The sequence below is a fragment of the Streptomyces sp. NBC_00620 genome, from assembly GCF_026341825.1.
In the GTDB taxonomy this organism is placed as follows: Bacteria; Actinomycetota; Actinomycetes; order Streptomycetales; family Streptomycetaceae; genus Streptomyces.
Genome location: NZ_JAPENY010000001.1, coordinates 103,533 through 124,615, shown reverse-complemented (window position 1 = coordinate 124,615; position 21,083 = coordinate 103,533). Strand labels below are relative to the sequence as shown.

Genomic DNA, 21,083 nt, shown 5'->3' with positions numbered 1-21,083 from the left:
GACCAAATCCGGACAGCAAAACCGGTCGCCGTGCCAGACAGGCCGACGTCCGCTCCAGGGAAGGACCCTTCGTGAGCGACACCACCGATCTGATGGGCGCACGTGTCGAGGAGACCGCTGCCGCGCCCGCCACGGACGCCTCTGCCGCGCCTGCCTCCGGTGCAGGCTCCCGGCGGCGCCGCGGTACCGGCCTTGACGGCATGGTGCTGGCCGAGCTTCAGCAGGTCGCGTCCGGCCTCGGTATCAGGGGCACCGCGCGTATGCGCAAGAGCCAGCTGATCGAGGTCATCAAGGAGGCGCAGGCAGGCGGGGGTGCCCCGGCGAAGGCCGACACCGCCACCGAGACCAAGCCGAAGCGCCGCGCCACCTCGAAGGCTCGTACGGGCGATGAGGCCGTCGCGGCCGAGGCCAAGGCCGAGAAGCCCGCCGCCGCCGAAAAGGCCGTGGCCAAGCAGCAGATCGAGATTCCCGGCCAGCCCGCCAGCGATGACGCCCCCGCGGGCGAGCGTCGCCGTCGCCGTGCCGTCGCCGAGGCCGGCAGCCCCGAGACGGTCACCGCCGAGGCGAAGAGTGAGCCGAAGACGGAGACCCTCGTCGAGGTCAAGGCCGACGCCGGTGACGGTGCCGACGGCCGTCAGGGCCGCCGTGACCGCCGTGACCGCGACCGTGGTGGCCGTGACCGCGACCGCCGGGGTGGCAAGGCCGACGAGCAGCAGGGCCAGGGCCAGAGCCAGGGCGGCCAGGGTCAGGGCGGCGGCCAGCAGCAGCGCCAGGACCGTCAGCAGCAGAGCCAGGGCGGCGGCCGTCAGGACCGCCAGGACCGGCAGCAGCGTGACAACGGACCGCAGGACGACGACGAGTTCGGCGATGGCCGTCGTGGCCGTCGTGGCCGTTACCGGGACCGCCGTGGCCGTCGAGGCCGCGAGGACTTCGGCCCGAACGAGCCGCAGGTCGCGGACGACGACGTCCTGATCCCCGTCGCGGGCATCCTGGACATCCTCGACAACTACGCGTTCATCCGTACGTCCGGCTACCTGCCGGGTCCGAACGACGTGTACGTGTCGCTCGCCCAGGTCCGCAAGAACGGTCTGCGCAAGGGTGACCACGTCACCGGCGCGGTCCGTCAGCCCAAGGATGGCGAGCGCCGCGAGAAGTTCAACGCGCTGGTCCGCCTCGACTCCGCGAACGGCATGGCCGCCGAATCCGGCCGCGGCCGCCCGGAGTTCAACAAGCTGACGCCTCTTTACCCGCAGGACCGGCTCCGTCTGGAGACCGACCCGGGCGTGCTGACGACCCGCATCATCGACCTCGTCGCGCCGATCGGTAAGGGCCAGCGCGGTCTGATCGTGGCCCCGCCGAAGACCGGCAAGACCATGATCCTGCAGGCGGTCGCCAACGCGATCACCGTCAACAACCCCGAGTGCCACCTGATGGTCGTCCTGGTCGACGAGCGTCCGGAAGAAGTCACCGACATGCAGCGGTCGGTGAAGGGCGAGGTCATCTCCTCGACCTTCGACCGCCCGGCCGAGGACCACACCACGGTCGCCGAGCTCGCCATCGAGCGCGCCAAGCGTCTGGTGGAGCTGGGTCACGACGTCGTCGTACTGCTCGACTCGATCACGCGTCTGGGCCGTGCGTACAACCTCGCCGCCCCCGCCTCCGGCCGCATCCTGTCCGGTGGTGTCGACTCGACCGCGCTGTACCCGCCGAAGCGCTTCTTCGGTGCCGCGCGCAACATCGAGGACGGCGGCTCGCTGACCATCCTGGCCACCGCGCTCGTCGACACCGGCTCGCGCATGGACGAGGTGATCTTCGAGGAGTTCAAGGGCACCGGCAACATGGAGCTCAAGCTCGACCGGAAGCTCGCCGACAAGCGCATCTTCCCGGCGGTCGACGTCGACCCGTCGGGCACGCGCAAGGAAGAGATCCTCCTCAACGCGGAGGAGCTCGCCATCGTCTGGAAGCTGCGCCGGGTGCTGCACGCGCTCGACTCGCAGCAGGCCATCGAGCTTCTGCTGGACAAGATGAAGCAGACGAAGTCCAACGCCGAGTTCCTGATGCAGATCGCGAAGACGACGCCGGGCAACGGCGGCAACGACTGATCTGGACCCCGCGGAGCCCGAGGGCCGCCCCCGTCACACCGGTGACGGGGGCGGCCCTTTGCGTGGCACGGGCAGGGCGGCCGGCGAGACCTTTCCCACAATGATCAAGACCGGTACCGGTTACGGGCAGTGCGTCCTCGCCGGTTGAAAACGCAGGTGAATGCGGGTTTACCCGGGTTCATCGGTGACTCACCGTGCCCGTCGGGCCACAGACTGAGCACAGTGCGTTGTGCAACCCTTTCCCGAGTTTCCCCGTCTGACCGTACGGAGTGACCATGGAGCGGTACGTACATGGCGCGACGACCGGGCCTGAGCCTGAAAGCAGGGGGTAACCGACCCGAACAAGGACTGAGGAGCACATGCCTGCCGAGAGCACGCCGGAACCCGGCATACCCGGGGAGTCCGGCACCAGCGCCCCGCGCCACCGTGCGAAGGGCCGCCGCCGCAAGGCCCGCAGCAAGCGCCGCAAGGGCCTGCTGATCACGGCCTGGGTCGCGGCGGGGATCGTCGTGCTGGGCGGCACCGGCGCCGGATACCTGTACTTCAAGCTCAACGGCAACATCAAGAGCGTCGACATCAACCAGGCCCTCGGCACCGACCGGCCGACGAAGGTCGACAACGGCTCCGAGAACATCCTGGTCCTGGGCTCCGACACCCGCTCCGGCTCCAACGAGAAGCTGGGCGGCGGCACCGACGACGGCAGCGCCCGCTCCGACACGGCGATGGTCGTGCACGTGTACGAGGGCCACAAGTCGGCGAGTGTGGTCTCCATACCCCGCGACACCCTTGTCGAGCGTCCCTCCTGCACGGACGCCAACGGTGTCACGCACGACGCGGCCTCCGAGGTCATGTTCAACTCCGCGTATTCCACCGGTGGTGCCGCCTGCGCCGTGAAGACCGTCGAGTCCATGAGCGGGATCCGCATGGACCACTACATCGAGGTCGACTTCAGCGGCTTCCAGAAGCTCATCGACGACCTGGGCGGTGTGAAGATCACCACCACCCAGGACATCGACGACCCCGACAGCCACCTGAATCTCACGGCCGGCACCCACACCCTCAACGGCGAGCAGGCGCTCGGCCTGGTCCGCACCCGGCACGGCGTCGGCGACGGCTCCGACCTCGGCCGCATCCAGCTCCAGCAGGCGTTCATCAAGGCCCTGATGAACCAGGTCAAGAGCATCGGCCTGCTGACCAGCCCCACCAAGCTGCTCGAACTCGCCGACACCGCCACCAACGCCATCACCACCGACTCCGACCTGAAGTCCGTCAACGACCTGGTGTCCTTCGCCGGCGGCCTCAAGGGCATCAGCTCCTCGAAGATGACGATGGTGACGATGCCGGTCCAGTACGACAGCGCGAACGCCAACCGGGTGCTCATCGACGAGGCCAAGGACAAGCTGGTCTGGGACGCCCTGAAGAACGACCAGGTGATCCCGAAGTCGGCCACCGAGGGCACGGCCACGGGCACCGCGAAGGACGTCGTCAGCGCCGGCTGAGCGGCATGAGAACCCTGCGGGAATAGATCGCCGCGCCCCCCGGTTTTGGGGGATGCGGCGAGTCCTGGCAGACTGGTACGTCGGCTCCGGTTCACGCACCCGCAATCCGCGGCGGCGACCCGGCGCCCTCCCGAAACTAGGAGACACCTTGAAGCGCGACATCCACCCCGAGTACGTCGAGACGCAGGTCAGCTGCACCTGTGGCGCGTCGTTCACCACCCGTAGCACGATCTCCAGCGGCACCGTCCGTGCCGAGGTCTGCTCCGAGTGCCACCCGTTCTACACGGGCAAGCAGAAGATCCTCGACACCGGTGGCCGCGTGGCCCGCTTCGAGGCCCGCTTCGGCAAGGCTGCCGCTGCCAAGAAGTAGCGACCTCACAGCGCCGGTCTTCGGTGCCCCCTGCACGGGGGCGCCGGGACCGGCGCTTTGCGGTGCAGCCCCCTCCCCCAACTCTCGGCTCCGCTCGAGCCGGGGGGACCCCCATGTCTTACCTACGTCCCCGAGCCCATGATGGAGCTGAGGGGACAGTCCATTGGAGCCGGAGATGTTCGAGGCGGTCGAGGAACTGATCGGCGAGCACGCCGATCTGGAGAAGAAGCTCGCTGACCCGTCGGTTCACGCCGACCAGGCCAACGCGCGCAAGCTCAACAAGCGCTACGCGGAGCTGACCCCGATCGTCGCGACGTACCGCTCCTGGAAGCAGACCGGGGACGACATCGAGACGGCGAAGGAGTTCGCGGTCGACGACCCGGACTTCGCGGCCGAGGTCAAGGACCTGGAGAAGCAGCGCGAGGAGCTGACGGAGAAGCTGCGGCTGCTGCTCGTCCCGCGAGACCCCAACGACGACAAGGACGTCATCCTCGAGGTCAAGGCGGGCGCGGGCGGCGACGAGTCGGCACTCTTCGCCGGTGACCTGCTGCGCATGTACCTGCGCTACGCCGAGCGCGTCGGCTGGAAGACCGAGATCATCGACGCCACCGAGTCCGAGCTGGGCGGCTACAAGGACGTCCAGGTCGCCGTGAAGACCAAGGGCGGCCAGGGTGCCACCGAGCCGGGCCAGGGCGTCTGGGCGCGGCTGAAGTACGAGGGCGGGGTGCACCGCGTACAGCGGGTGCCCTCGACCGAGTCGCAGGGCCGCATCCACACCTCCGCCGCCGGTGTGCTCGTCACGCCCGAGGCCGAGGAGGTCGACGTCGAGATCCACGCCAACGACCTCCGCATCGACGTCTACCGCTCCTCGGGACCCGGCGGCCAGTCCGTCAACACCACCGACTCCGCGGTGCGCATCACGCACATTCCCACCGGAGTCGTCGCTTCCTGCCAGAACGAGAAGAGCCAGCTGCAGAACAAGGAGCAGGCGATGCGTATCCTGCGCTCCAGGCTTCTCGCGGCGGCGCAGGAGGAAGCGGAACGGGAGGCCGCGGACGCCCGCCGCAGCCAGGTCCGCACCGTCGACCGCTCCGAGAAGATCCGTACGTACAACTTCCCGGAGAATCGCATCTCGGACCACCGGGTCGGCTTCAAGGCGTACAACTTGGACCAGGTCCTCGACGGTGACCTGGACGCGATGATCCAGGCCTGCGTCGACGCGGACTCGGCCGCGAAGCTCGCCGCCGCGTAAGTCGAACAAGCTGTGTAGAGCCCCACCGACCTTCACGACAACAGCTCAGCCCGGAGGACCAGCGTGAACCTGCTGCTCGCGGAAGTGGCCCAGGCCACCCAGCGGCTGGCCGACGCCGGCGTGCCCTCGCCGCGCAATGACGCGGAAGAGCTCGCCGCCTTCGTGCACGGCGTGAAGCGGGGCGAGCTGCACACGGTCAAGGACACGGACTTCGACGCCCGCTACTGGGAGGTGACCGCGCGCCGCGAGGCCCGCGAGCCGCTCCAGCACATCACCGGGCGGGCCTACTTCCGGTACCTGGAACTCCAGGTCGGGCCAGGGGTGTTCGTCCCGCGCCCCGAGACGGAGTCCGTCGTCGGCTGGGCCATAGACGCCGTACGCGCCATGGATGTCGTGGAGCCGCTGATCGTCGACCTGTGCACGGGCTCGGGCGCCATCGCGCTCGCCCTCGCGCAGGAGGTCCCGCGCTCCCGTGTGCACGCCGTGGAGCTGTCCGAGGACGCCCTCCAGTGGACGCGCAAGAACGTCGAGGGGTCCAGGGTCGACCTGCGCCAGGGAGACGCCCTGGAGGCCTTCCCGGACCTCGACGGCCATGTCGACCTGGTCGTCTCCAACCCGCCGTACATCCCTCTGACGGAGTGGGAGTACGTACAGCCCGAGGCCCGGGACTACGATCCCGAACTCGCCCTGTTCTCGGGGGAGGACGGACTCGACCTCATCCGGGGCATCGAGCGCACCGCACACCGTCTGCTGCGCCCCGGTGGCGTCGTCGTCGTCGAGCACGCCGACACCCAGGGCGGGCAGGTGCCGTGGATCTTCACCGAGGAGCGGGGCTGGGCCGACGCGGCCGACCACCCGGACCTCAACAACCGGCCGCGGTTCGCGACCGCCCGCAAGGCGATGCCGTGAGCACGCGCATCGAGTTCCCCAGGCAGCAGTACGTGTACGAGGAGGCCCGCTAAATGGCACGGCGATACGACACCAACGACGCGACCGACCGCTCCACCGGTCTGCGTGAAGCCGCGTCCGCCGTCCGCCGTGGCGAGCTGGTCGTCCTCCCGACCGACACGGTGTACGGCGTGGGCGCCGACGCGTTCTCCTCGGAGGCCGTCGCCGATCTCCTCGACGCCAAGGGCCGGGGCCGCAACATGCCCACGCCCGTCCTCATCGGCTCCCCGAACACGCTGCACGGCCTGGTCACGGACTTCTCCGAGATGGCCTGGGAGCTGGTCGACGCGTTCTGGCCGGGGGCGCTCACCCTCGTCGCCAAGCACCAGCCGTCGCTCCAGTGGGACCTGGGGGACACCCGTGGCACCGTCGCCGTGCGCATGCCGCTGCACCCGGTCGCCATCGAACTGCTCACCGAGGTCGGCCCGATGGCCGTCTCCTCCGCCAACCTCACGGGTCACCCCTCTCCGGAGGACTGTGACGCCGCGCAGGAGATGCTCGGCGACGCCATCTCCGTCTACCTGGACGGCGGCCCGACCCCTGGCATCGTCCCCTCCTCGATCGTCGACGTGACCGGCAAGGTGCCGGTGCTGCTGCGCGAGGGGGCACTGTCGGCCGAGGAGCTCCGGAAGGTCGTACCCGACCTCGAGGTGGCGAATTGACAGCCCCTGACGCGGGGCGTGGCATAGGCACGGGGATCACGGGGGCCAACGGTTCTCCCAGGGGGTCCTTCCGCATCCTCCACGTCAGCACCGGCAATGTGTGCCGCTCGCCGATCACCGAGCGGCTGACCCGCCATGCCCTGGCGGACCGGCTCGGCGACCCCCTGTGGGGCGGCCTGATCGTGGAGAGCGCGGGCACCTGGGGGCACGAGGGCGCGCCCATGGAGACCAACGCGGCCACGGTCCTCACCGACTACGGCGCGGACCCCTCCGGCTTCGTGGGCCGCGAACTCCTCGACGACCACGTCATCCGCGCCGACCTGGTCCTCACCGCCACCCGCGACCACCGCGCCCAGGTCATCTCCATGGGCCACTCCGCGGGCCTGCGCACCTTCACCCTGAAGGAGTTCACCCGCCTCGTACGGGCCATAGACCCCGCGACGCTCCCACCCCTGGAAGAGGGAGTGGTCGAGCGCGCACGCGCCCTGGTGCGGGCTGCCGCGGCTCTACGCGGGTGGCTCCTCGCTCCCACCGCGGAGGCGGACGAGGTCTTCGACCCGTACGGGGCTCCGCTGCCGTTCTTCCGTTCGATCGGGGACGAGATCAATGAGGCGCTGGATCCGGTGGTTACCGCGTTGACGGGCGTACCTACGCGGATGTGATCCGGCCGCTGCCGGGACCGACGGACGGAGTCCGGCGCAGCGGCTCGAAGCCTGGGAGGCCCTCCAGGGCCGAGCAGTGCGAGGGGCGCGTCGGGGATTGGGCTCAATGAGGCGCTGGATCCGGTGGTGACGGCGCTGACGGGTGTACCTACACGGACGTAACACCGGGCGACTCATCGGTCCCGGTTCTACATTGGACTTAGCGCACCCCCATGCCGAGGTCCGGAGTCCATCATGCCGGTCACACAAACGTTGGAAGCGGATGTTCTGCGTCGGCAGGACCCGGAGCTCGCCGAGATTCTGCTCGGGGAGCTGGAGCGACAGTCGACGACGTTGCAGTTGATCGCGGCCGAGAACTTCACCTCGCCGGCGGTGCTGGCCGCGCTCGGGTCGCCGCTGGCGAACAAGTACGCCGAGGGATATCCCGGTGCCCGCCATCACGGCGGGTGCGAGATCGTGGATGTCGCCGAGCGGGTCGCGGTGGACCGGGCGAAGGCGCTCTTCGGTGCCGAGCACGCCAACGTGCAGTCGCACTCGGGGAGTTCGGCGGTCCTCGCCGCGTACGCCGCGCTGCTGCGACCCGGTGACACCGTGCTGGCCATGGGGCTGCCGTTCGGCGGTCACCTCACGCACGGATCGCCCGCGAACTTCTCGGGAAGGTGGTTCGACTTCGTCGGATACGGGGTCGAGGCCGAGACCGGGCTCATCGACTACGAGCAGGTGCGCGCGCTGGCCCGTACGCACCGCCCGAAGGCCATCGTCTGCGGCTCCATCTCCTACCCCCGGCACATCGACTACGCCCTCTTCAGGGACATCGCCGACGAGGTCGGCGCCTATCTCATCGCCGACGCCGCCCACCCCATCGGGCTCGTCGCCGGGGGAGCGGCGCCCAATCCGGTGCCGTACGCGGATGTGGTCTGCGCCACCACGCACAAGGTGCTGCGCGGTCCGCGCGGCGGAATGATCCTGTGCGGCGCCGAGCTGGCCGAGCGTGTCGACCGTGCGGTCTTCCCGTTCACCCAGGGCGGCGCCCAGATGCACACGATCGCCGCCAAGGCCGTCGCGTTCGGCGAGGCGGCGACCCCGGCCTTCACGGCGTACGCCCATCGGGTGGTCGCCAACGCCCGGGTGCTCGCCGAGGGGCTGGACGCGGAAGGGCTCGCGATCACCACCGGCGGCACCGACACCCACCTGCTCACCGCCGACACCGCACCCCTCGGCGTCGACGGCCGCACCGCCCGTGGACGTCTCGCCGCCGCCGGAATGGTCCTCGACACCTGCGCGCTGCCGCACGGGGACGCACGGGGACTGCGCCTGGGTACGGCGGCGCTGACCACGCAGGGGATGGGCGACGCGGAGATGGCGCGGGTCGCCGTACTCTTCGCGGGTGTGCTGCGGGACGAGGTCGACGGCAGGAAGGCGCGTGAAGAAGTCAGGGAGCTGACCAGTAGATTTCCGCCGTATCCCGGCTGATGAGGGGTACGCGGGAACTGGTGCACAGCCACTCGTGCAACCATCGTCGCTACCCGGAAGTCCCCATCCATATGCGTGCATCGCTAAGGTGTGGGGCTCAGATGGCCAGCGAGACCTGTGGGGAAGCCCGTGCGTGAATACCTGCTGACGCTCTGTGTGACGGCCGCGGTGACGTATCTGCTGACAGGGCCGGTGCGGAAGTTCGCGATCGTGGCCGGAGCCATGCCGGAAATCCGTGCGCGCGATGTGCACCGAGAACCCACTCCGCGCCTCGGCGGCATCGCGATGTTCATCGGCCTGTGCGCCGGCCTGCTGGTCGCCGACCACCTGGAGAACCTCAGCGACGTCTTCGCGAACTCCAACGAGCCGCGGGCCCTGCTCTCCGGGGCCGCGCTGATCTGGCTGATCGGTGTCCTGGACGACAAGTTCGAGATCGACGCCCTGATCAAGCTGGGCGGCCAGATGATCGCGGCCGGCGTGATGGTCATGCAGGGTCTGACGATCCTGTGGCTGCCCATCCCGGGTGTCGGTCTGGTCGCGCTCACCCAGTGGCAGGGCACCCTGCTCACCGTCGCGCTCGTCGTCATCACCATCAACGCGGTGAACTTCGTGGACGGCCTCGACGGTCTCGCCGCCGGTGTGGTGTGCATCGCGTCCGCCGCGTTCTTCCTGTACGCGTACCGCATCTGGTACAGCTACGGCATCGAGGCCGCCGCCCCCGCGACGCTCTTCGCGGCGATCCTGATGGGCATGTGCCTGGGCTTCCTGCCGCACAACATGCACCCCGCCCGGATCTTCATGGGCGACTCCGGCTCGATGCTCATCGGGCTTGTGCTGGCCGGCGGCGCCATCTCCATCACGGGGCAGATCGACCCCGACGTGATGAACCTGTTCTCCGGTTCCGAGCGGAACACCGTGCACCAGACGGTGCCCGTCTTCATCCCGCTGCTGCTGCCGCTGACGATCATCGCGATCCCAGCCGCCGACCTGGTGCTCGCCATCGTGCGGCGTACCTGGCGTGGACAGTCCCCGTTCGCGGCCGACCGCGGGCACCTGCACCACCGCCTCCTGGAGGTCGGGCACTCGCACAGCCGCGCGGTCATGATCATGTACTTCTGGTCGGCGCTGATCTCCTTCGGCGCCCTCGCGTACTCGGTCAACTCGGGGGCCATGTGGAGCGTGCTCGGCATCATGGGGCTCAGCGCGGTCGGTCTGGTCCTGCTCCTGCTGCCGCGCTTCACTCCGCGTGCCCCGCGCTGGGCCGAGAGCTTCGTGCCGCCGCGCTACCGCCGCAGGAAGGTCACCGCCGCCCTGCTCGAAGCGGAGGAGGCCGTGCCGGCCGCCGTCGCGTACGGGACGGGGGCTCCGGCCGCCGAGGAGGACGGTGCCCACGAGCACCGCACCCCGGTTGTGGCAGGAGTCTCAGGTGTGTCAGGAGTCAACGGGGCGACGGCAATTGGCGCCCGTTCGCGCTTCCTGGATCGGGGTAAAGCCGGGTCGTCGCGCTGACGGCAAAGTAAGAATCTTGCAAGAGGCATGCGCCCTCGCGCGTCGGCAAACCGCCCCAATACCAGACAACTTGGCTCTCTGAATGCACAGACGCGCACCTTCACTCTCATGTGTGACAGCGAGCACACCAACCAGGTAAAGACCTCATCAAATAGTTTGTGATACGGTTCACGAGAACCCGGGACGGAGCCGAAGGACCTGAGAGAGACGGTCCCTTGGCGTGAGGTTCTCTCTCAGCCCGGGATTACGCTCGTCCATGACGACACCCTGCCCCCCTTAGCAAGCGGAGTTGCCGCCATGCCGTCCAATGACGTCCGGATTCTCCTTCAAGCCGCTGTGCCCACAGCTGCCGTCGGCGCGATTGCCGCCGTTGTCAGTGGTGTGGTTGCCGGTGGCAAGGGAGCGATCGGGGCGATCGTCGCGACGCTGGTCGTGATCCTCTTCATGGGCATCGGGCTCTACGTTCTGCAGCGCACTGCCAAATCGCTTCCGCACTTGTTCCAGGCGATGGGTCTGATGCTCTACACGGCACAGATTCTTCTGCTGTTCATCTTTGTCGCCGCGTTCAAGAACACGACGCTGTTCAACCCCAAGGCCTTCGCCATCTCGCTCGTCGCCGCCACCCTCGCGTGGATCGGTGCACAGGCGCGTGCCCAGATGAAGGCCAAGATTCTCTACGTCGAACCCGAGTCTTCGAAGGGCGACAAGCCCGAAAAGACAGGGCACTCGTCGTGAGGGGTAGGGCCGGGATAAGCGAGCGTAGGAACCCCTGCTATCGTCCGGTGCCAACTGCGGCATCGCGGGCGCGGGCATCTGAGCTGACGCCTGCTCAAACGCGAGGCTTGATGCCCCACAGCCGCCCCCACATCCGTAACACCAGTCCAGTGCCGAACCGCGGCTGCGCGCCGCGCCGACACAACGAGGTTGCCGTACCTATGCGCCACGCTGAAGGAGCCCGCGGTGAGTGCTGACCCGACGCAGGTGCTCGCCTTTGAGACCGACTGCCACATCTTCGACGGCTGTGGCTTCCCCGCTCCCGGGCTGCACTCGTTCCTGTTCGAGCCCCTCGTGGGCGATGCGGACAGCAGCGTCTATTTCAACAAGACGATGCTCCTGGCGCTGCTCGGCTCCGTCATCATCATCGGTTTCTTCTGGGCCGCCTTCCGTAAGCCGAAGGTCGTCCCGGGCAAGCTGCAGATGGTTGCCGAGGCCGGATATGACTTCGTCCGCCGCGGTGTCGTCTACGAGACGATCGGCAAGAAGGAAGGCGAGAAGTACGTACCGCTGGTCGTCTCGCTGTTCTTCTTCGTCTGGATGATGAACCTCTGGTCGATCATTCCGGTCGCCCAGTTCCCGGTGACGGCGATCATCTCGTATCCCGCGGTTCTCGCGGGGATCGTCTACATCGTGTGGGTCTCGCTGACCTTCAAGCGGCACGGATTCGTCGGGGCGTTCAAGAACTTCTCCGGCTACGACAAGTCGCTGGGCCCGGTTCTCCCGCTGGCCATGGGCATCGAGTTGCTCTCGAACCTGATCGTCCGGCCGTTCACGCACGCGGTGCGACTCTTCGCGAACATGTTCGCGGGCCACACCCTGCTGCTGCTGTTCACGATCGCCAGCTGGTACCTGCTCAACGGCCTCGGGATCGCCTACGCGGGCGTCTCGTTCGTCATGGTGCTTGTCATGACGGCGTTCGAGCTGTTCATCCAGGCCCTGCAGGCTTACGTCTTCGTGCTTCTGACCTGCACCTTCATCCAGGGCGCGCTCGCCGAGCACCACTGAGCAAACCCCCCTGTAAAACCCCCTAAGCGTCCGGTGGCCAACCTCCGCCGGTCCGTACAGAGAAGGAAGAATCAGCATGGCTGCCACTGAGACCCTCGCCGCCGTCTCCGGCTCCCTCGGCTCGATCGGCTACGGCCTCGCCGCCATCGGTCCTGGCGTCGGCGTCGGCATCATCTTCGGTAACGGCACCCAGGCCCTCGCTCGTCAGCCCGAGGCTGCCGGCCTGATCCGCGCCAACCAGATCCTCGGCTTCGCCTTCTGTGAGGCGCTCGCGCTCATCGGTCTGGTCATGCCGTTCGTCTATGGCGTGTGATCGTCGGATCCACGACAGCCCACTAGACGAAAGGCACTGATATGAGCCAGCTGCTCATTGTCGCGGCTGAGGAGATGGAAAGTCCCCTCATCCCGCCGATCCCCGAGCTCGTCATCGGCCTGATCGCCTTCGTCATCGTCTTCGGCTTCCTCGCCAAGAAGCTTCTCCCGAACATCAACAAGGTTCTGGAGCAGCGTCGCGAGGCCATCGAGGGCGGTATCGAAAAGGCCGAGGCCGCTCAGACCGAGGCCCAGAGCGTCCTCGAGCAGTACAAGTCCCAGCTCGACGAGGCCCGTCACGAAGCCGCGCGGCTGCGCCAGGAGGCGCAGGAGCAGGGCGCCACGCTCATCGCCGAGATGCGCGCGGAAGGCCAGCGGCAGCGTGAGGAAATCATCGCCGCCGGTCACACGCAGATCGAGGCGGACCGCAAGGCCGCGGCTCAGGCGCTGCGTCAGGACGTCGGCCAGCTGGCCACCGCCCTGGCCGGCAAGCTCGTCGGCGAGTCCCTCGAGGACAACGCCCGGCAGAGCCGCACCATCGACCGCTTCCTCGACGAGCTCGAGGAGAAGGCCGAGGCGGCTCGATGACAGCGCACGGAGCGAGCCGCGAGGCAACCGCAGCCGCACGTGAGCGTCTCGACGCGCTGACGGACAACACGTCTGTCGACGCGGCGCAGCTCGGCGACGAGCTGGCCGCGGTCACCGCGCTGCTGCACCGCGAGGTGTCGCTGCGCCGGGTCCTCACCGACCCGTCGCAGACCGGCGAGGCCAAGGCCGAACTGGCCGAGCGCCTGCTCGGCAGCCAGGTCAGCGGGACGACCGCCGATCTGGTGGCCGGACTGGTGCGCTCGCGCTGGTCGCAGTCGCGCGATCTCGTGGACGCCCTCGAAGAGCTGGCCGACATCGCCGACCTCACGGCGGCGCAGCAGGCCGGCAAGCTCGACGACGTCGAGGACGAGCTGTTCCGGTTCGGCCGGATCGTCTCTTCCAGCACCGAGCTGCGCGCCGCGCTGACCGACCGCGCCGCGACGACCGCGGCCAAGAGCGAGCTGCTGCGCAGCCTGCTCGGCGGCCGGGCCGACGCGACGACCGAGCGTCTGGTGACGCGCCTTGTGACCGCGCCTCGTGGACGTAGCCTGGAAGCGGGACTCGAGTCCCTGTCCAAGCTCGCCGCCGAGCGTCGTGACCGCATGGTCGCCGTCGTCACCTCCGCGGTTCCGCTGAGTGACGGACAGAAGCAGCGCCTCGGCGCCGCTCTGGCGAAGCTCTACGGCCGTCAGATGCACCTCAACCTCGACGTGGACCCCGAGGTCCTCGGCGGAATCCAGGTGCAGGTCGGCGACGAGCTCATCAACGGCTCCATCGCGGACCGTCTCGCGGACGCCAGCCGCCGCATGGCCGGCTGACCCCAACTTCATACGTAGTACGCACCTACGGCCCTCGTTGGGCCGTGCAGAGGATTCACCTCTTTACAGGGGGGAGTCCCCATCCCCCCAAGTGAAACTTCGGGCCCAACAAGGAGAGCAGGGAACCCAGATGGCGGAGCTCACGATCCGGCCGGAGGAGATCCGGGATGCGCTGGAGAACTTTGTCCAGTCGTACAAGCCGGACGCGGCCTCGCGCGAGGAGGTCGGTACGGTCACCGTCGCCGGCGACGGTATTGCCAAGATCGAGGGTCTCCCCTCGGCGATGGCGAACGAACTGCTGAGGTTCGAGGACGGAACCCTCGGTCTCGCGCTGAACCTGGAAGAGCGCGAGATCGGTGCGGTCGTCCTCGGCGAGTTCAGCGGTATCGAGGAGGGCCAGCCGGTGCAGCGCACCGGTGAGGTGCTCTCCGTCGCCGTGGGCGAGGGTTACCTCGGCCGCGTCGTCGACCCGCTCGGCAACCCGATCGACGGCCTCGGCGAGATCGAGACCACCGGACGCCGCGCCCTCGAGCTGCAGGCTCCGGGCGTCATGGTCCGCAAGTCGGTGCACGAGCCGATGGAGACGGGCTACAAGGCCGTCGACGCGATGACCCCGGTCGGCCGCGGCCAGCGTCAGCTGATCATCGGCGACCGTCAGACCGGCAAGACCGCGCTGGCCGTCGACACGATCATCAACCAGCGCGACAACTGGCGCTCGGGCGACACCAAGAAGCAGGTCCGCTGCATCTACGTCGCCATCGGTCAGAAGGGTTCGACCATCGCCTCCGTGCGTGGCGCCCTCGAAGAGGCCGGCGCGCTGGAGTACACGACCATCGTCGCCGCCCCGGCGTCCGACCCGGCCGGCTTCAAGTACCTTGCGCCGTACACCGGTTCGGCCATCGGCCAGCAGTGGATGTACGAGGGCAAGCACGTCCTCATCATCTTCGACGACCTCTCGAAGCAGGCCGACGCCTACCGCGCCGTGTCCCTGCTGCTCCGCCGTCCGCCGGGGCGCGAGGCCTACCCCGGTGACGTCTTCTACCTGCACTCCCGTCTCCTTGAGCGCTGCGCGAAGCTCTCCGACGACATGGGCGCCGGTTCGATGACGGGTCTGCCGATCGTCGAGACCAAGGCGAACGACGTGTCGGCGTTCATCCCGACCAACGTCATCTCCATCACCGACGGTCAGTGCTTCCTGGAGTCCGACCTGTTCAACGCCGGTCAGCGTCCGGCCCTGAACGTCGGTATCTCGGTCTCCCGCGTCGGTGGCTCCGCCCAGCACAAGGCGATGAAGCAGGTTTCCGGCCGACTCCGTCTGGACCTCGCCCAGTACCGTGAGCTGGAGGCGTTCGCCGCCTTCGGTTCCGACCTGGACGCGGCGTCGAAGTCGCAGCTGGAGCGCGGTCAGCGCCTGGTCGAGCTGCTCAAGCAGCCTCAGTACCAGCCGATGGCCACCGAGGACCAGGTCGTCTCCGTGTGGGCTGCCACCACCGGCAAGATGGACGAGGTCCCGGTCGCCGACATCCGTCGCTTCGAGACGGAGCTGCTCGAGTACCTGCACCGCAAGGAGCAGGGCCTCATGACCTCCATCAAGGAGGGCGGCAAGATGTCGGACGACACCCTCACCGCCATCGCGGACGGCATCGCGGACTTCAAGAAGCAGTTCGAGACCTCGGACGGCAAGCTTCTCGGCGAAGACGCTCCGGCCGCCGCGGCCAAGTGACGACGGAAGGGACCTGACTCATGGGAGCCCAGCTCCGGGTCTACAAGCGTCGTATCAAGTCCGTCACCGCGACCAAGAAGATCACCAAGGCGATGGAGATGATCGCCGCCTCGCGTGTCGTCAAGGCGCAGCGCAAGGTGGCGGCCTCCGCGCCGTACGCGACCGAGCTCACCCGCGCGGTCACGGCGGTCGGCACCGGCTCGAACACCAAGCACCCGCTGACCACGGAGGCGGAGACGGCGACCCGTTCCGCGGTGCTGCTCCTCTCGAGCGACCGCGGACTGGCCGGCGCCTTCAACTCCAACGCCATCAAGGCTGCCGAGAGGCTGACGGCACGCCTTGAGGCGGAGGGCAAGGAGGTCGACACGTACATCGTCGGCCGCCGCGGTCTGGCCCACTACAACTTCCGCGAGCGCAAGGTCGTGGAATCGTGGTCGGGCTTCACCGACGAGCCCACCTACGCGGACGCGAAGAAGGTCGCGGGTCCGCTGATCGAGGCCATCGAGAAGGACACGGCCGAGGGCGGCGTGGATGAACTCCACATCGTCTACACCGAGTTCGTCTCGATGATGACGCAGAACGCGGTGGACGGCCGTCTGCTGCCGCTGCGCCTCGAAGAGGTTGCGGAGGAGGCGCCCAAGGGCGAGATCCTTCCGCTGTACGAGTTCGAGCCGTCGGCTGAGGACGTCCTTGACGCCCTGCTGCCGCGGTACGTCGAGAGCCGTATCTACAACGCGCTGCTCCAGTCGGCTGCCTCCAAGCACGCCGCCACGCGCCGCGCGATGAAGTCGGCGACCGACAACGCGGGAGACCTGATCACCATGCTCTCCCGTCTTGCCAACGCGGCCCGCCAGGCCGAAATCACCCAGGAAATCAGCGAGATCGTCGGTGGCTCCGCAGCCCTGGCCGACGCGACCGCGGGGAGTGACAAGTAATGACGACGACAGTTGAGACGGCCGTTGCCACGGGCCGCGTCGCCCGGGTCATCGGCCCGGTCGTCGACGTGGAGTTCCCCGTCGACGCGATGCCGGACATCTACAACGCCCTTCACGTCGAGGTGGCCGACCCGGCCAAGGACGGCGAGAAGAAGACGCTGACCCTGGAGGTCGCCCAGCACCTGGGTGACGGCCTGGTCCGCACGATCTCCATGCAGCCCACCGACGGTCTGGTCCGCCAGGCCGCGGTCACCGACACCGGCGCGGGCATCTCCGTCCCGGTCGGTGACTTCACCAAGGGCAAGGTGTTCAACACCCTCGGTGAGGTGCTGAACTCCGACGAGAAGTACACGGGCGAGCGCTGGACCATCCACCGCAAGGCCCCGCGCTTCGACGAGCTCGAGTCGAAGACCGAGATGTTCGAGACCGGCGTCAAGGTCATCGACCTTCTCACCCCGTACGTCAAGGGTGGAAAGATCGGCCTGTTCGGCGGTGCCGGCGTCGGCAAGACGGTGCTCATCCAGGAGATGATCTACCGCGTCGCCAACAACCACGACGGTGTCTCCGTGTTCGCCGGTGTCGGCGAGCGCACTCGTGAGGGCAACGACCTCATCGAGGAGATGTCCGAGTCGGGCGTCATCGACAAGACGGCGCTTGTCTTCGGTCAGATGGACGAGCCCCCGGGCACCCGTCTCCGTGTGGCCCTTGCCGGTCTGACCATGGCGGAGTACTTCCGCGATGTGCAGAAGCAGGACGTGCTGTTCTTCATCGACAACATCTTCCGCTTCACGCAGGCCGGTTCCGAGGTCTCGACCCTGCTCGGCCGTATGCCCTCCGCGGTGGGCTACCAGCCGAACCTGGCCGACGAGATGGGTCTCCTCCAGGAGCGCATCACCTCGACCCGTGGTCACTCGATCACCTCGATGCAGGCGATCTACGTCCCCGCGGACGACCTGACCGACCCGGCCCCGGCCACCACGTTCGCCCACCTCGACGCGACGACGGTTCTCTCCCGTCCGATCTCTGAGAAGGGCATCTACCCGGCCGTGGACCCGCTGGACTCCACGTCCCGCATCCTGGACCCCCGCTACATCGCGGCGGACCACTACGCGGCCGCGATGCGCGTCAAGTCGGTCCTTCAGAAGTACAAGGACCTTCAGGACATCATCGCGATCCTCGGTATCGACGAGCTGGGCGAGGAGGACAAGCTCACCGTCCACCGCGCCCGTCGCGTGGAGCGCTTCCTGTCCCAGAACACCCACGTCGCCAAGCAGTTCACCGGCGTCGACGGTTCGGACGTTCCGCTGGACGAGTCGATCGTGGCCTTCAACGCGATCATCGACGGCGAGTACGACCACTTCCCGGAGCAGGCGTTCTTCCTCTGCGGTGGCATTGAGGACCTCAAGAAGAACGCCAAGGAGCTCGGCGTCTCCTGAACGGTCTCCTGACCGAGTACTGCTTCTTGGTGAGGGGGCGGGGTCGCACCTCGCGGGGTGCGTCCCGTCCCCTCCCGTACGCCTACTAGACTTTGACCCAACACCCGGCGGCAACGACCGGGTGGTGACCCGAGGAGCCCACCTTGGCTGCTGAGCTGCATGTCGAGCTCGTCGCCGCGGACCGCAGTGTCTGGTCCGGCGAGGCCACCCTGGTCGTCGCGCGTACCACGTCCGGCGACATCGGCGTCATGCCCGGTCACCAGCCGCTGCTCGGTGTGCTGGAGTCGGGCCCGGTGACCATCCGTACGAGTGATGGTGGAACGGTCGTCGCCGCGGTGCACGGCGGTTTCATCTCGTTCGCGGACAACAAGCTGTCGCTGCTGGCCGAGATCGCCGAGCTGTCGGACGAGATCGACGTCCAGCGTGCGGAGCGGGAGCTCGAGCGCGCGAAGGCGGAGGGCGATGCCTCCGCCGAGCGTCGCGCGGACGTCCGTCTGCGAGCGGTGTCGACGCACTGAAACCAGCGCGCGACAGGAAGTGACTCAGCCGCGGCCAGGACCGGAGCTTGCTCCGGACCGGGTCGCGGCTGAGGCGATGCCGGTGCTTTTTTCCGTTTCATTACCTGCTTTACCTAGGAGACGAGGAGGTCGGTGTCGATGGTCCTCGCTCTGACTGTGTGCGGTTTGGTAGTGGCGCTCGTGGTGGTCGGCCTGTTCGTCTTCGGCCTCCGCCGCCGGCTGATCCAGCGCTCCGGCGGCACCTTCGACTGCAGCCTGCGCTGGGACGTGCCCGAGAAGACCGACACCAACGGCAAAGGCTGGGGCTACGGCGTCGCCCGTTACAACAGCGACCGCATCGAGTGGTACCGCGTCTTCTCCTACGCCCCCCGCCCGCGCCGCGTCCTGGAACGCTCGGCGATCGAGGTGGCGGGCCGCCGTGCCCCGGAGGGCGAGGAGGAGCTGGCGCTGCTCTCCGACGCGATCATCCTCGCCTGTCTGCACAGGGGTACGCGTCTCGAGCTGGCGATGAGCGAAGACGCGCTGACCGGATTTCTCGCGTGGCTTGAAGCAGCCCCGCCCGGTCAGCGCGTCAATGTGGCTTGATCTTCTTACTTAACTTGCTTAGCCGAGACCGTTCTTGATGGCGCTCACGAGTTCACCGTTCGAGGTGTCACCGCTGAACTCCCAGAAGAACGCGCCGCCCAGGCCCTGGGCGTTGGCCCAGGCCATCTTCGTGCCGATGGTGGCCGGGGTGTCGTAGCTCCACCAGTTGTTGCCGCAGTACGCGTACGCCGTGCCGGCGATGGTGCCGGTGGACGGGCAGGACGTCTTGAGGACCTTGTAGTCCTCGATGCCCGCCTCGTACGTGCCCGGTGCCGCGCCGGTCGCCGTGCCGCCAGGGGTTGCCTGGGTGACGCCTGTCCAGCCGCGGCCGTAGAAGCCGATGCCGAGCAGCAGCTTGTTGGAGGGCACGCCCTTCGACTTGAGCTTGGCGATCGCGTCGGCCGAGTTGAAGCCTGCCGTCGGGATGCCGGTGTACGAGGTCAGCGGGGAGTGCGGGGCGGTCGGGCCGGTGGGGTTGAAGGCGCCGAAGTAGTCGTACGTCATCACGTTGTACCAGTTGAGGTACTGGGCGGCGCCGCCGTAGTCGGCCGCGTCGATCTTGCCGCCGGAGGAGCCGTCGGCGGTGATGGCCGCGGTCACCAGGTAGTTGCTGCCGAACTCCGTGCGCAGCGCCGAGGTCAGCGTCTTGAAGGAGCTGAAGCCGGAGGTGTCACAGGTCAGGCCGCAGGCGTTCGGGTACTCCCAGTCGATGTCGATGCCGTCGAAGACATCGGCCCAGCGCGGGTCCTCGACCAGGGCCTTGCAGGACTGGGCGAAGGCGGTGGGGTTGGCCGCGGCCTGGGCGAAGCCGCCCGAGTAGGTCCAGCCGCCGAACGACCAGAGCACCTTGATGTTCGGGTACTTGGCCTTCAGCTGGCGCAGCTGGTTGAAGTTGCCGCGCAGCGCCTGGTCCCACGTGTCGGCCACGCCGCTGACGGAATCGGCGGCGGTGAACGCCTTGTCGGTGGCGGCGTAGGAGTCGCTCATCACGCACTGCCCGTTCGTCACGTTCCCGAACGAGTAGTTGATGTGCGTGATCTTCGACGCGGAGCCGGACGTGTCCAGGTTCTTGACCTGGTAGTTGCGGCCGTAGATGCCCCACTCGGTGAAGTAACCGAGGTTGACCTTGCCGCCGGTCGGCGGGGTCGTGGTTCCGCCGGTGGTGGTCACGGAGACCGCGCCGCTCGCCGGACCGGTCTGGTCGGCGGTGTCACGGGCCTTGACCGTGTACGAGTAGGTGGTGCCGGCGGTCAGGCCGGTGTTCGAGTACGAGGTGCCCGTCACCGTGGCGACCGTGGCGCCGTCGCGCAGGACGTCGTAGTTCTTGATGCCCTTGTCGTCGGTGGCCGCGGACCAGGACAGGTTCACCGAGGTGTTGGTGATGGCGGACGCGGTCGGGGTGCCGGGCGCGGAGGGCAGCGCGTCGCCCGGGACCGGCGGGGTGGTGGTGCCGCCGTCACAGGAGCCGCCGTTGAGAAGGCAGTTGGAGGGGGCGCCGGTGCCCGCGCCGTTGAAGCCGAAGGAGACGGAGGCGCCTGCTGCGAGGGTGCCGTTCCAGGACTTGTTCTTGGCGGTCCAGTGGGTGCCGGAGGACGTGACGTCCGCGTCCCAGGCCGAGGTCACGGACGTACCCGAGGGGAAGTCCCACTCGATCGTCCATGAACTGATGCTCGTGGTCCCGGTGTTCTTGACCGTCCACTTGCCTTCGAAGCCGGTGCCCCAGTCCTGGGTCTTGGCGTACGTGGCGGTGGCGCTGGTGGCTGCCTGGGCGGGGCTCGCGAGGCCGACCATGGCGGCGAACGGGAGTAGCAGGGTGGTGAGACCTGCCACGGCTCTCTGTCTGGCTCGGTTTCTGAAGCGCATCCGCGGTCCTCCGGGGGATTTAGTGAGGTGCGCAGGACAATAGAAA

At 68.0% G+C, this 21,083-nt stretch carries 20 protein-coding genes; 19 read left to right on the top strand and 1 reads right to left on the bottom strand.

The genetic code is table 11. The features are described from left to right. The first annotated feature begins 71 nt into the window (after positions 1–71). The 19 genes from rho to OG246_RS00460 all read left to right on the top strand — a co-directional run bounded on the left by rho (position 72) and on the right by OG246_RS00460 (position 19,174). Positions 72–2,102 (top strand): transcription termination factor Rho, encoded by a 2,031-nt coding sequence (rho, locus tag OG246_RS00550; RefSeq protein WP_266454243.1) that lies wholly within the window; start codon positions 72–74, stop codon positions 2,100–2,102. A gap of 359 nt (positions 2,103–2,461) precedes the next feature. Beyond that, positions 2,462–3,601 carry an LCP family protein gene (locus OG246_RS00545; protein WP_266454241.1) on the top strand — a complete coding sequence of 380 codons (1,140 nt, stop codon included), beginning with the start codon at positions 2,462–2,464 and terminating at the stop codon, positions 3,599–3,601. Positions 3,602–3,749: 148 nt separating this feature from the next. Then, the gene (rpmE, locus tag OG246_RS00540) at positions 3,750–3,971 is read left to right on the top strand and encodes a 50S ribosomal protein L31 (RefSeq protein WP_010984345.1); all 222 of its coding nucleotides are present in this window, start codon (positions 3,750–3,752) and stop codon (positions 3,969–3,971) included. Between the two features lie 175 nt (positions 3,972–4,146). Continuing rightward, positions 4,147–5,223, top strand: coding sequence for a peptide chain release factor 1 (gene prfA / locus OG246_RS00535; RefSeq protein WP_266454239.1), 1,077 nt, complete (start codon positions 4,147–4,149; stop codon positions 5,221–5,223). A gap of 63 nt (positions 5,224–5,286) precedes the next feature. Further along, positions 5,287–6,132, top strand: a complete 846-nt coding sequence (prmC, locus tag OG246_RS00530) for a peptide chain release factor N(5)-glutamine methyltransferase (protein WP_266454238.1) — start codon at positions 5,287–5,289, stop codon at positions 6,130–6,132. A gap of 53 nt (positions 6,133–6,185) precedes the next feature. After that, on the top strand, positions 6,186–6,833 hold the full coding sequence (locus tag OG246_RS00525) for an L-threonylcarbamoyladenylate synthase (protein WP_266454236.1): 648 nt from the start codon (positions 6,186–6,188) through the stop codon (positions 6,831–6,833). Continuing rightward, complete coding sequence (locus OG246_RS00520) at positions 6,830–7,495, top strand: protein-tyrosine-phosphatase (protein WP_266454234.1); 666 nt, start codon at positions 6,830–6,832, stop codon at positions 7,493–7,495. Before OG246_RS00525 ends, OG246_RS00520 begins: the two co-directional genes overlap by 4 nt. Before the next feature lie 234 nt (positions 7,496–7,729). Continuing rightward, complete coding sequence (gene glyA / locus OG246_RS00515; protein ID WP_266454232.1) at positions 7,730–8,968, top strand: serine hydroxymethyltransferase; 1,239 nt, start codon at positions 7,730–7,732, stop codon at positions 8,966–8,968. A 129-nt stretch (positions 8,969–9,097) separates the two neighbouring features. After that, on the top strand, positions 9,098–10,477 hold the full coding sequence (locus OG246_RS00510; protein ID WP_266454229.1) for an MraY family glycosyltransferase: 1,380 nt from the start codon (positions 9,098–9,100) through the stop codon (positions 10,475–10,477). Between the two features lie 297 nt (positions 10,478–10,774). Continuing rightward, positions 10,775–11,212, top strand: a complete 438-nt coding sequence (locus OG246_RS00505) for a hypothetical protein (RefSeq protein WP_266454222.1) — start codon at positions 10,775–10,777, stop codon at positions 11,210–11,212. 225 nt (positions 11,213–11,437) lie between these two features. Continuing rightward, positions 11,438–12,259, top strand: coding sequence for a F0F1 ATP synthase subunit A (gene atpB, locus OG246_RS00500; protein WP_266454218.1), 822 nt, complete (start codon positions 11,438–11,440; stop codon positions 12,257–12,259). Positions 12,260–12,335: 76 nt separating this feature from the next. Further along, entirely contained in the window at positions 12,336–12,572 is a 237-nt protein-coding gene (locus tag OG246_RS00495; RefSeq protein ID WP_067273352.1) for a F0F1 ATP synthase subunit C, read from the top strand. Positions 12,573–12,613: 41 nt separating this feature from the next. After that, positions 12,614–13,159 (top strand): F0F1 ATP synthase subunit B, encoded by a 546-nt coding sequence (locus tag OG246_RS00490; RefSeq protein WP_266454213.1) that lies wholly within the window; start codon positions 12,614–12,616, stop codon positions 13,157–13,159. After that, positions 13,156–13,977 (top strand): F0F1 ATP synthase subunit delta, encoded by an 822-nt coding sequence (locus tag OG246_RS00485; protein WP_266454211.1) that lies wholly within the window; start codon positions 13,156–13,158, stop codon positions 13,975–13,977. The genes OG246_RS00490 and OG246_RS00485 overlap by 4 nt, the downstream gene beginning before the upstream one ends. Positions 13,978–14,107: 130 nt before the next feature. Next, positions 14,108–15,700 carry a F0F1 ATP synthase subunit alpha gene (atpA, locus tag OG246_RS00480; RefSeq protein ID WP_266454209.1) on the top strand — a complete coding sequence of 531 codons (1,593 nt, stop codon included), beginning with the start codon at positions 14,108–14,110 and terminating at the stop codon, positions 15,698–15,700. Positions 15,701–15,720: 20 nt separating this feature from the next. Beyond that, entirely contained in the window at positions 15,721–16,635 is a 915-nt protein-coding gene (locus OG246_RS00475) for a F0F1 ATP synthase subunit gamma (protein WP_266454207.1), read from the top strand. Beyond that, positions 16,635–18,071: a F0F1 ATP synthase subunit beta gene (gene atpD, locus OG246_RS00470; RefSeq protein ID WP_266454206.1), complete on the top strand. Its 1,437-nt coding sequence runs from the start codon at positions 16,635–16,637 to the stop codon at positions 18,069–18,071. The genes OG246_RS00475 and atpD overlap by 1 nt, the downstream gene beginning before the upstream one ends. 143 nt (positions 18,072–18,214) lie before the next feature. Then, a complete protein-coding gene (locus OG246_RS00465) occupies positions 18,215–18,589 on the top strand; it encodes a F0F1 ATP synthase subunit epsilon (RefSeq protein ID WP_266454205.1) in 375 nt (124 codons plus the stop codon). A 138-nt stretch (positions 18,590–18,727) separates the two neighbouring features. Further along, positions 18,728–19,174: a DUF2550 domain-containing protein gene (locus OG246_RS00460; protein ID WP_266454203.1), complete on the top strand. Its 447-nt coding sequence runs from the start codon at positions 18,728–18,730 to the stop codon at positions 19,172–19,174. A gap of 18 nt (positions 19,175–19,192) precedes the next feature. On the opposite strand, the gene OG246_RS00455 is transcribed toward OG246_RS00460, so the two are convergent. Continuing rightward, on the bottom strand, positions 19,193–21,037 hold the full coding sequence (locus tag OG246_RS00455; RefSeq protein ID WP_266454201.1) for a glycoside hydrolase family 18 chitinase: 1,845 nt from the start codon (positions 21,035–21,037) through the stop codon (positions 19,193–19,195). Positions 21,038–21,083: the final 46 nt, after the last annotated feature.

Bases quoted from the DNA above. Each gene is read 5' to 3' on its own strand.
- prfA (WP_266454239.1), top strand. From the start codon at position 4,147: ATGTTCGAGGCGGTCGAGGAACTGATCGGCGAGCACGCCGATCTGGAG.
- OG246_RS00475 (WP_266454207.1), top strand. From the start codon at position 15,721: ATGGGAGCCCAGCTCCGGGTCTACAAGCGTCGTATCAAGTCCGTCACC.
- OG246_RS00505 (WP_266454222.1), top strand. From the start codon at position 10,775: ATGCCGTCCAATGACGTCCGGATTCTCCTTCAAGCCGCTGTGCCCACA.
- OG246_RS00485 (WP_266454211.1), top strand. From the start codon at position 13,156: ATGACAGCGCACGGAGCGAGCCGCGAGGCAACCGCAGCCGCACGTGAG.
- OG246_RS00460 (WP_266454203.1), top strand. From the start codon at position 18,728: ATGGTCCTCGCTCTGACTGTGTGCGGTTTGGTAGTGGCGCTCGTGGTG.
- OG246_RS00495 (WP_067273352.1), top strand. From the start codon at position 12,336: ATGGCTGCCACTGAGACCCTCGCCGCCGTCTCCGGCTCCCTCGGCTCG.
- OG246_RS00545 (WP_266454241.1), top strand. From the start codon at position 2,462: ATGCCTGCCGAGAGCACGCCGGAACCCGGCATACCCGGGGAGTCCGGC.
- OG246_RS00455 (WP_266454201.1), bottom strand. From the start codon at position 21,037: ATGCGCTTCAGAAACCGAGCCAGACAGAGAGCCGTGGCAGGTCTCACC.
- OG246_RS00490 (WP_266454213.1), top strand. From the start codon at position 12,614: ATGAGCCAGCTGCTCATTGTCGCGGCTGAGGAGATGGAAAGTCCCCTC.
- atpD (WP_266454206.1), top strand. From the start codon at position 16,635: ATGACGACGACAGTTGAGACGGCCGTTGCCACGGGCCGCGTCGCCCGG.
- OG246_RS00525 (WP_266454236.1), top strand. From the start codon at position 6,186: ATGGCACGGCGATACGACACCAACGACGCGACCGACCGCTCCACCGGT.
- atpA (WP_266454209.1), top strand. From the start codon at position 14,108: ATGGCGGAGCTCACGATCCGGCCGGAGGAGATCCGGGATGCGCTGGAG.
- glyA (WP_266454232.1), top strand. From the start codon at position 7,730: ATGCCGGTCACACAAACGTTGGAAGCGGATGTTCTGCGTCGGCAGGAC.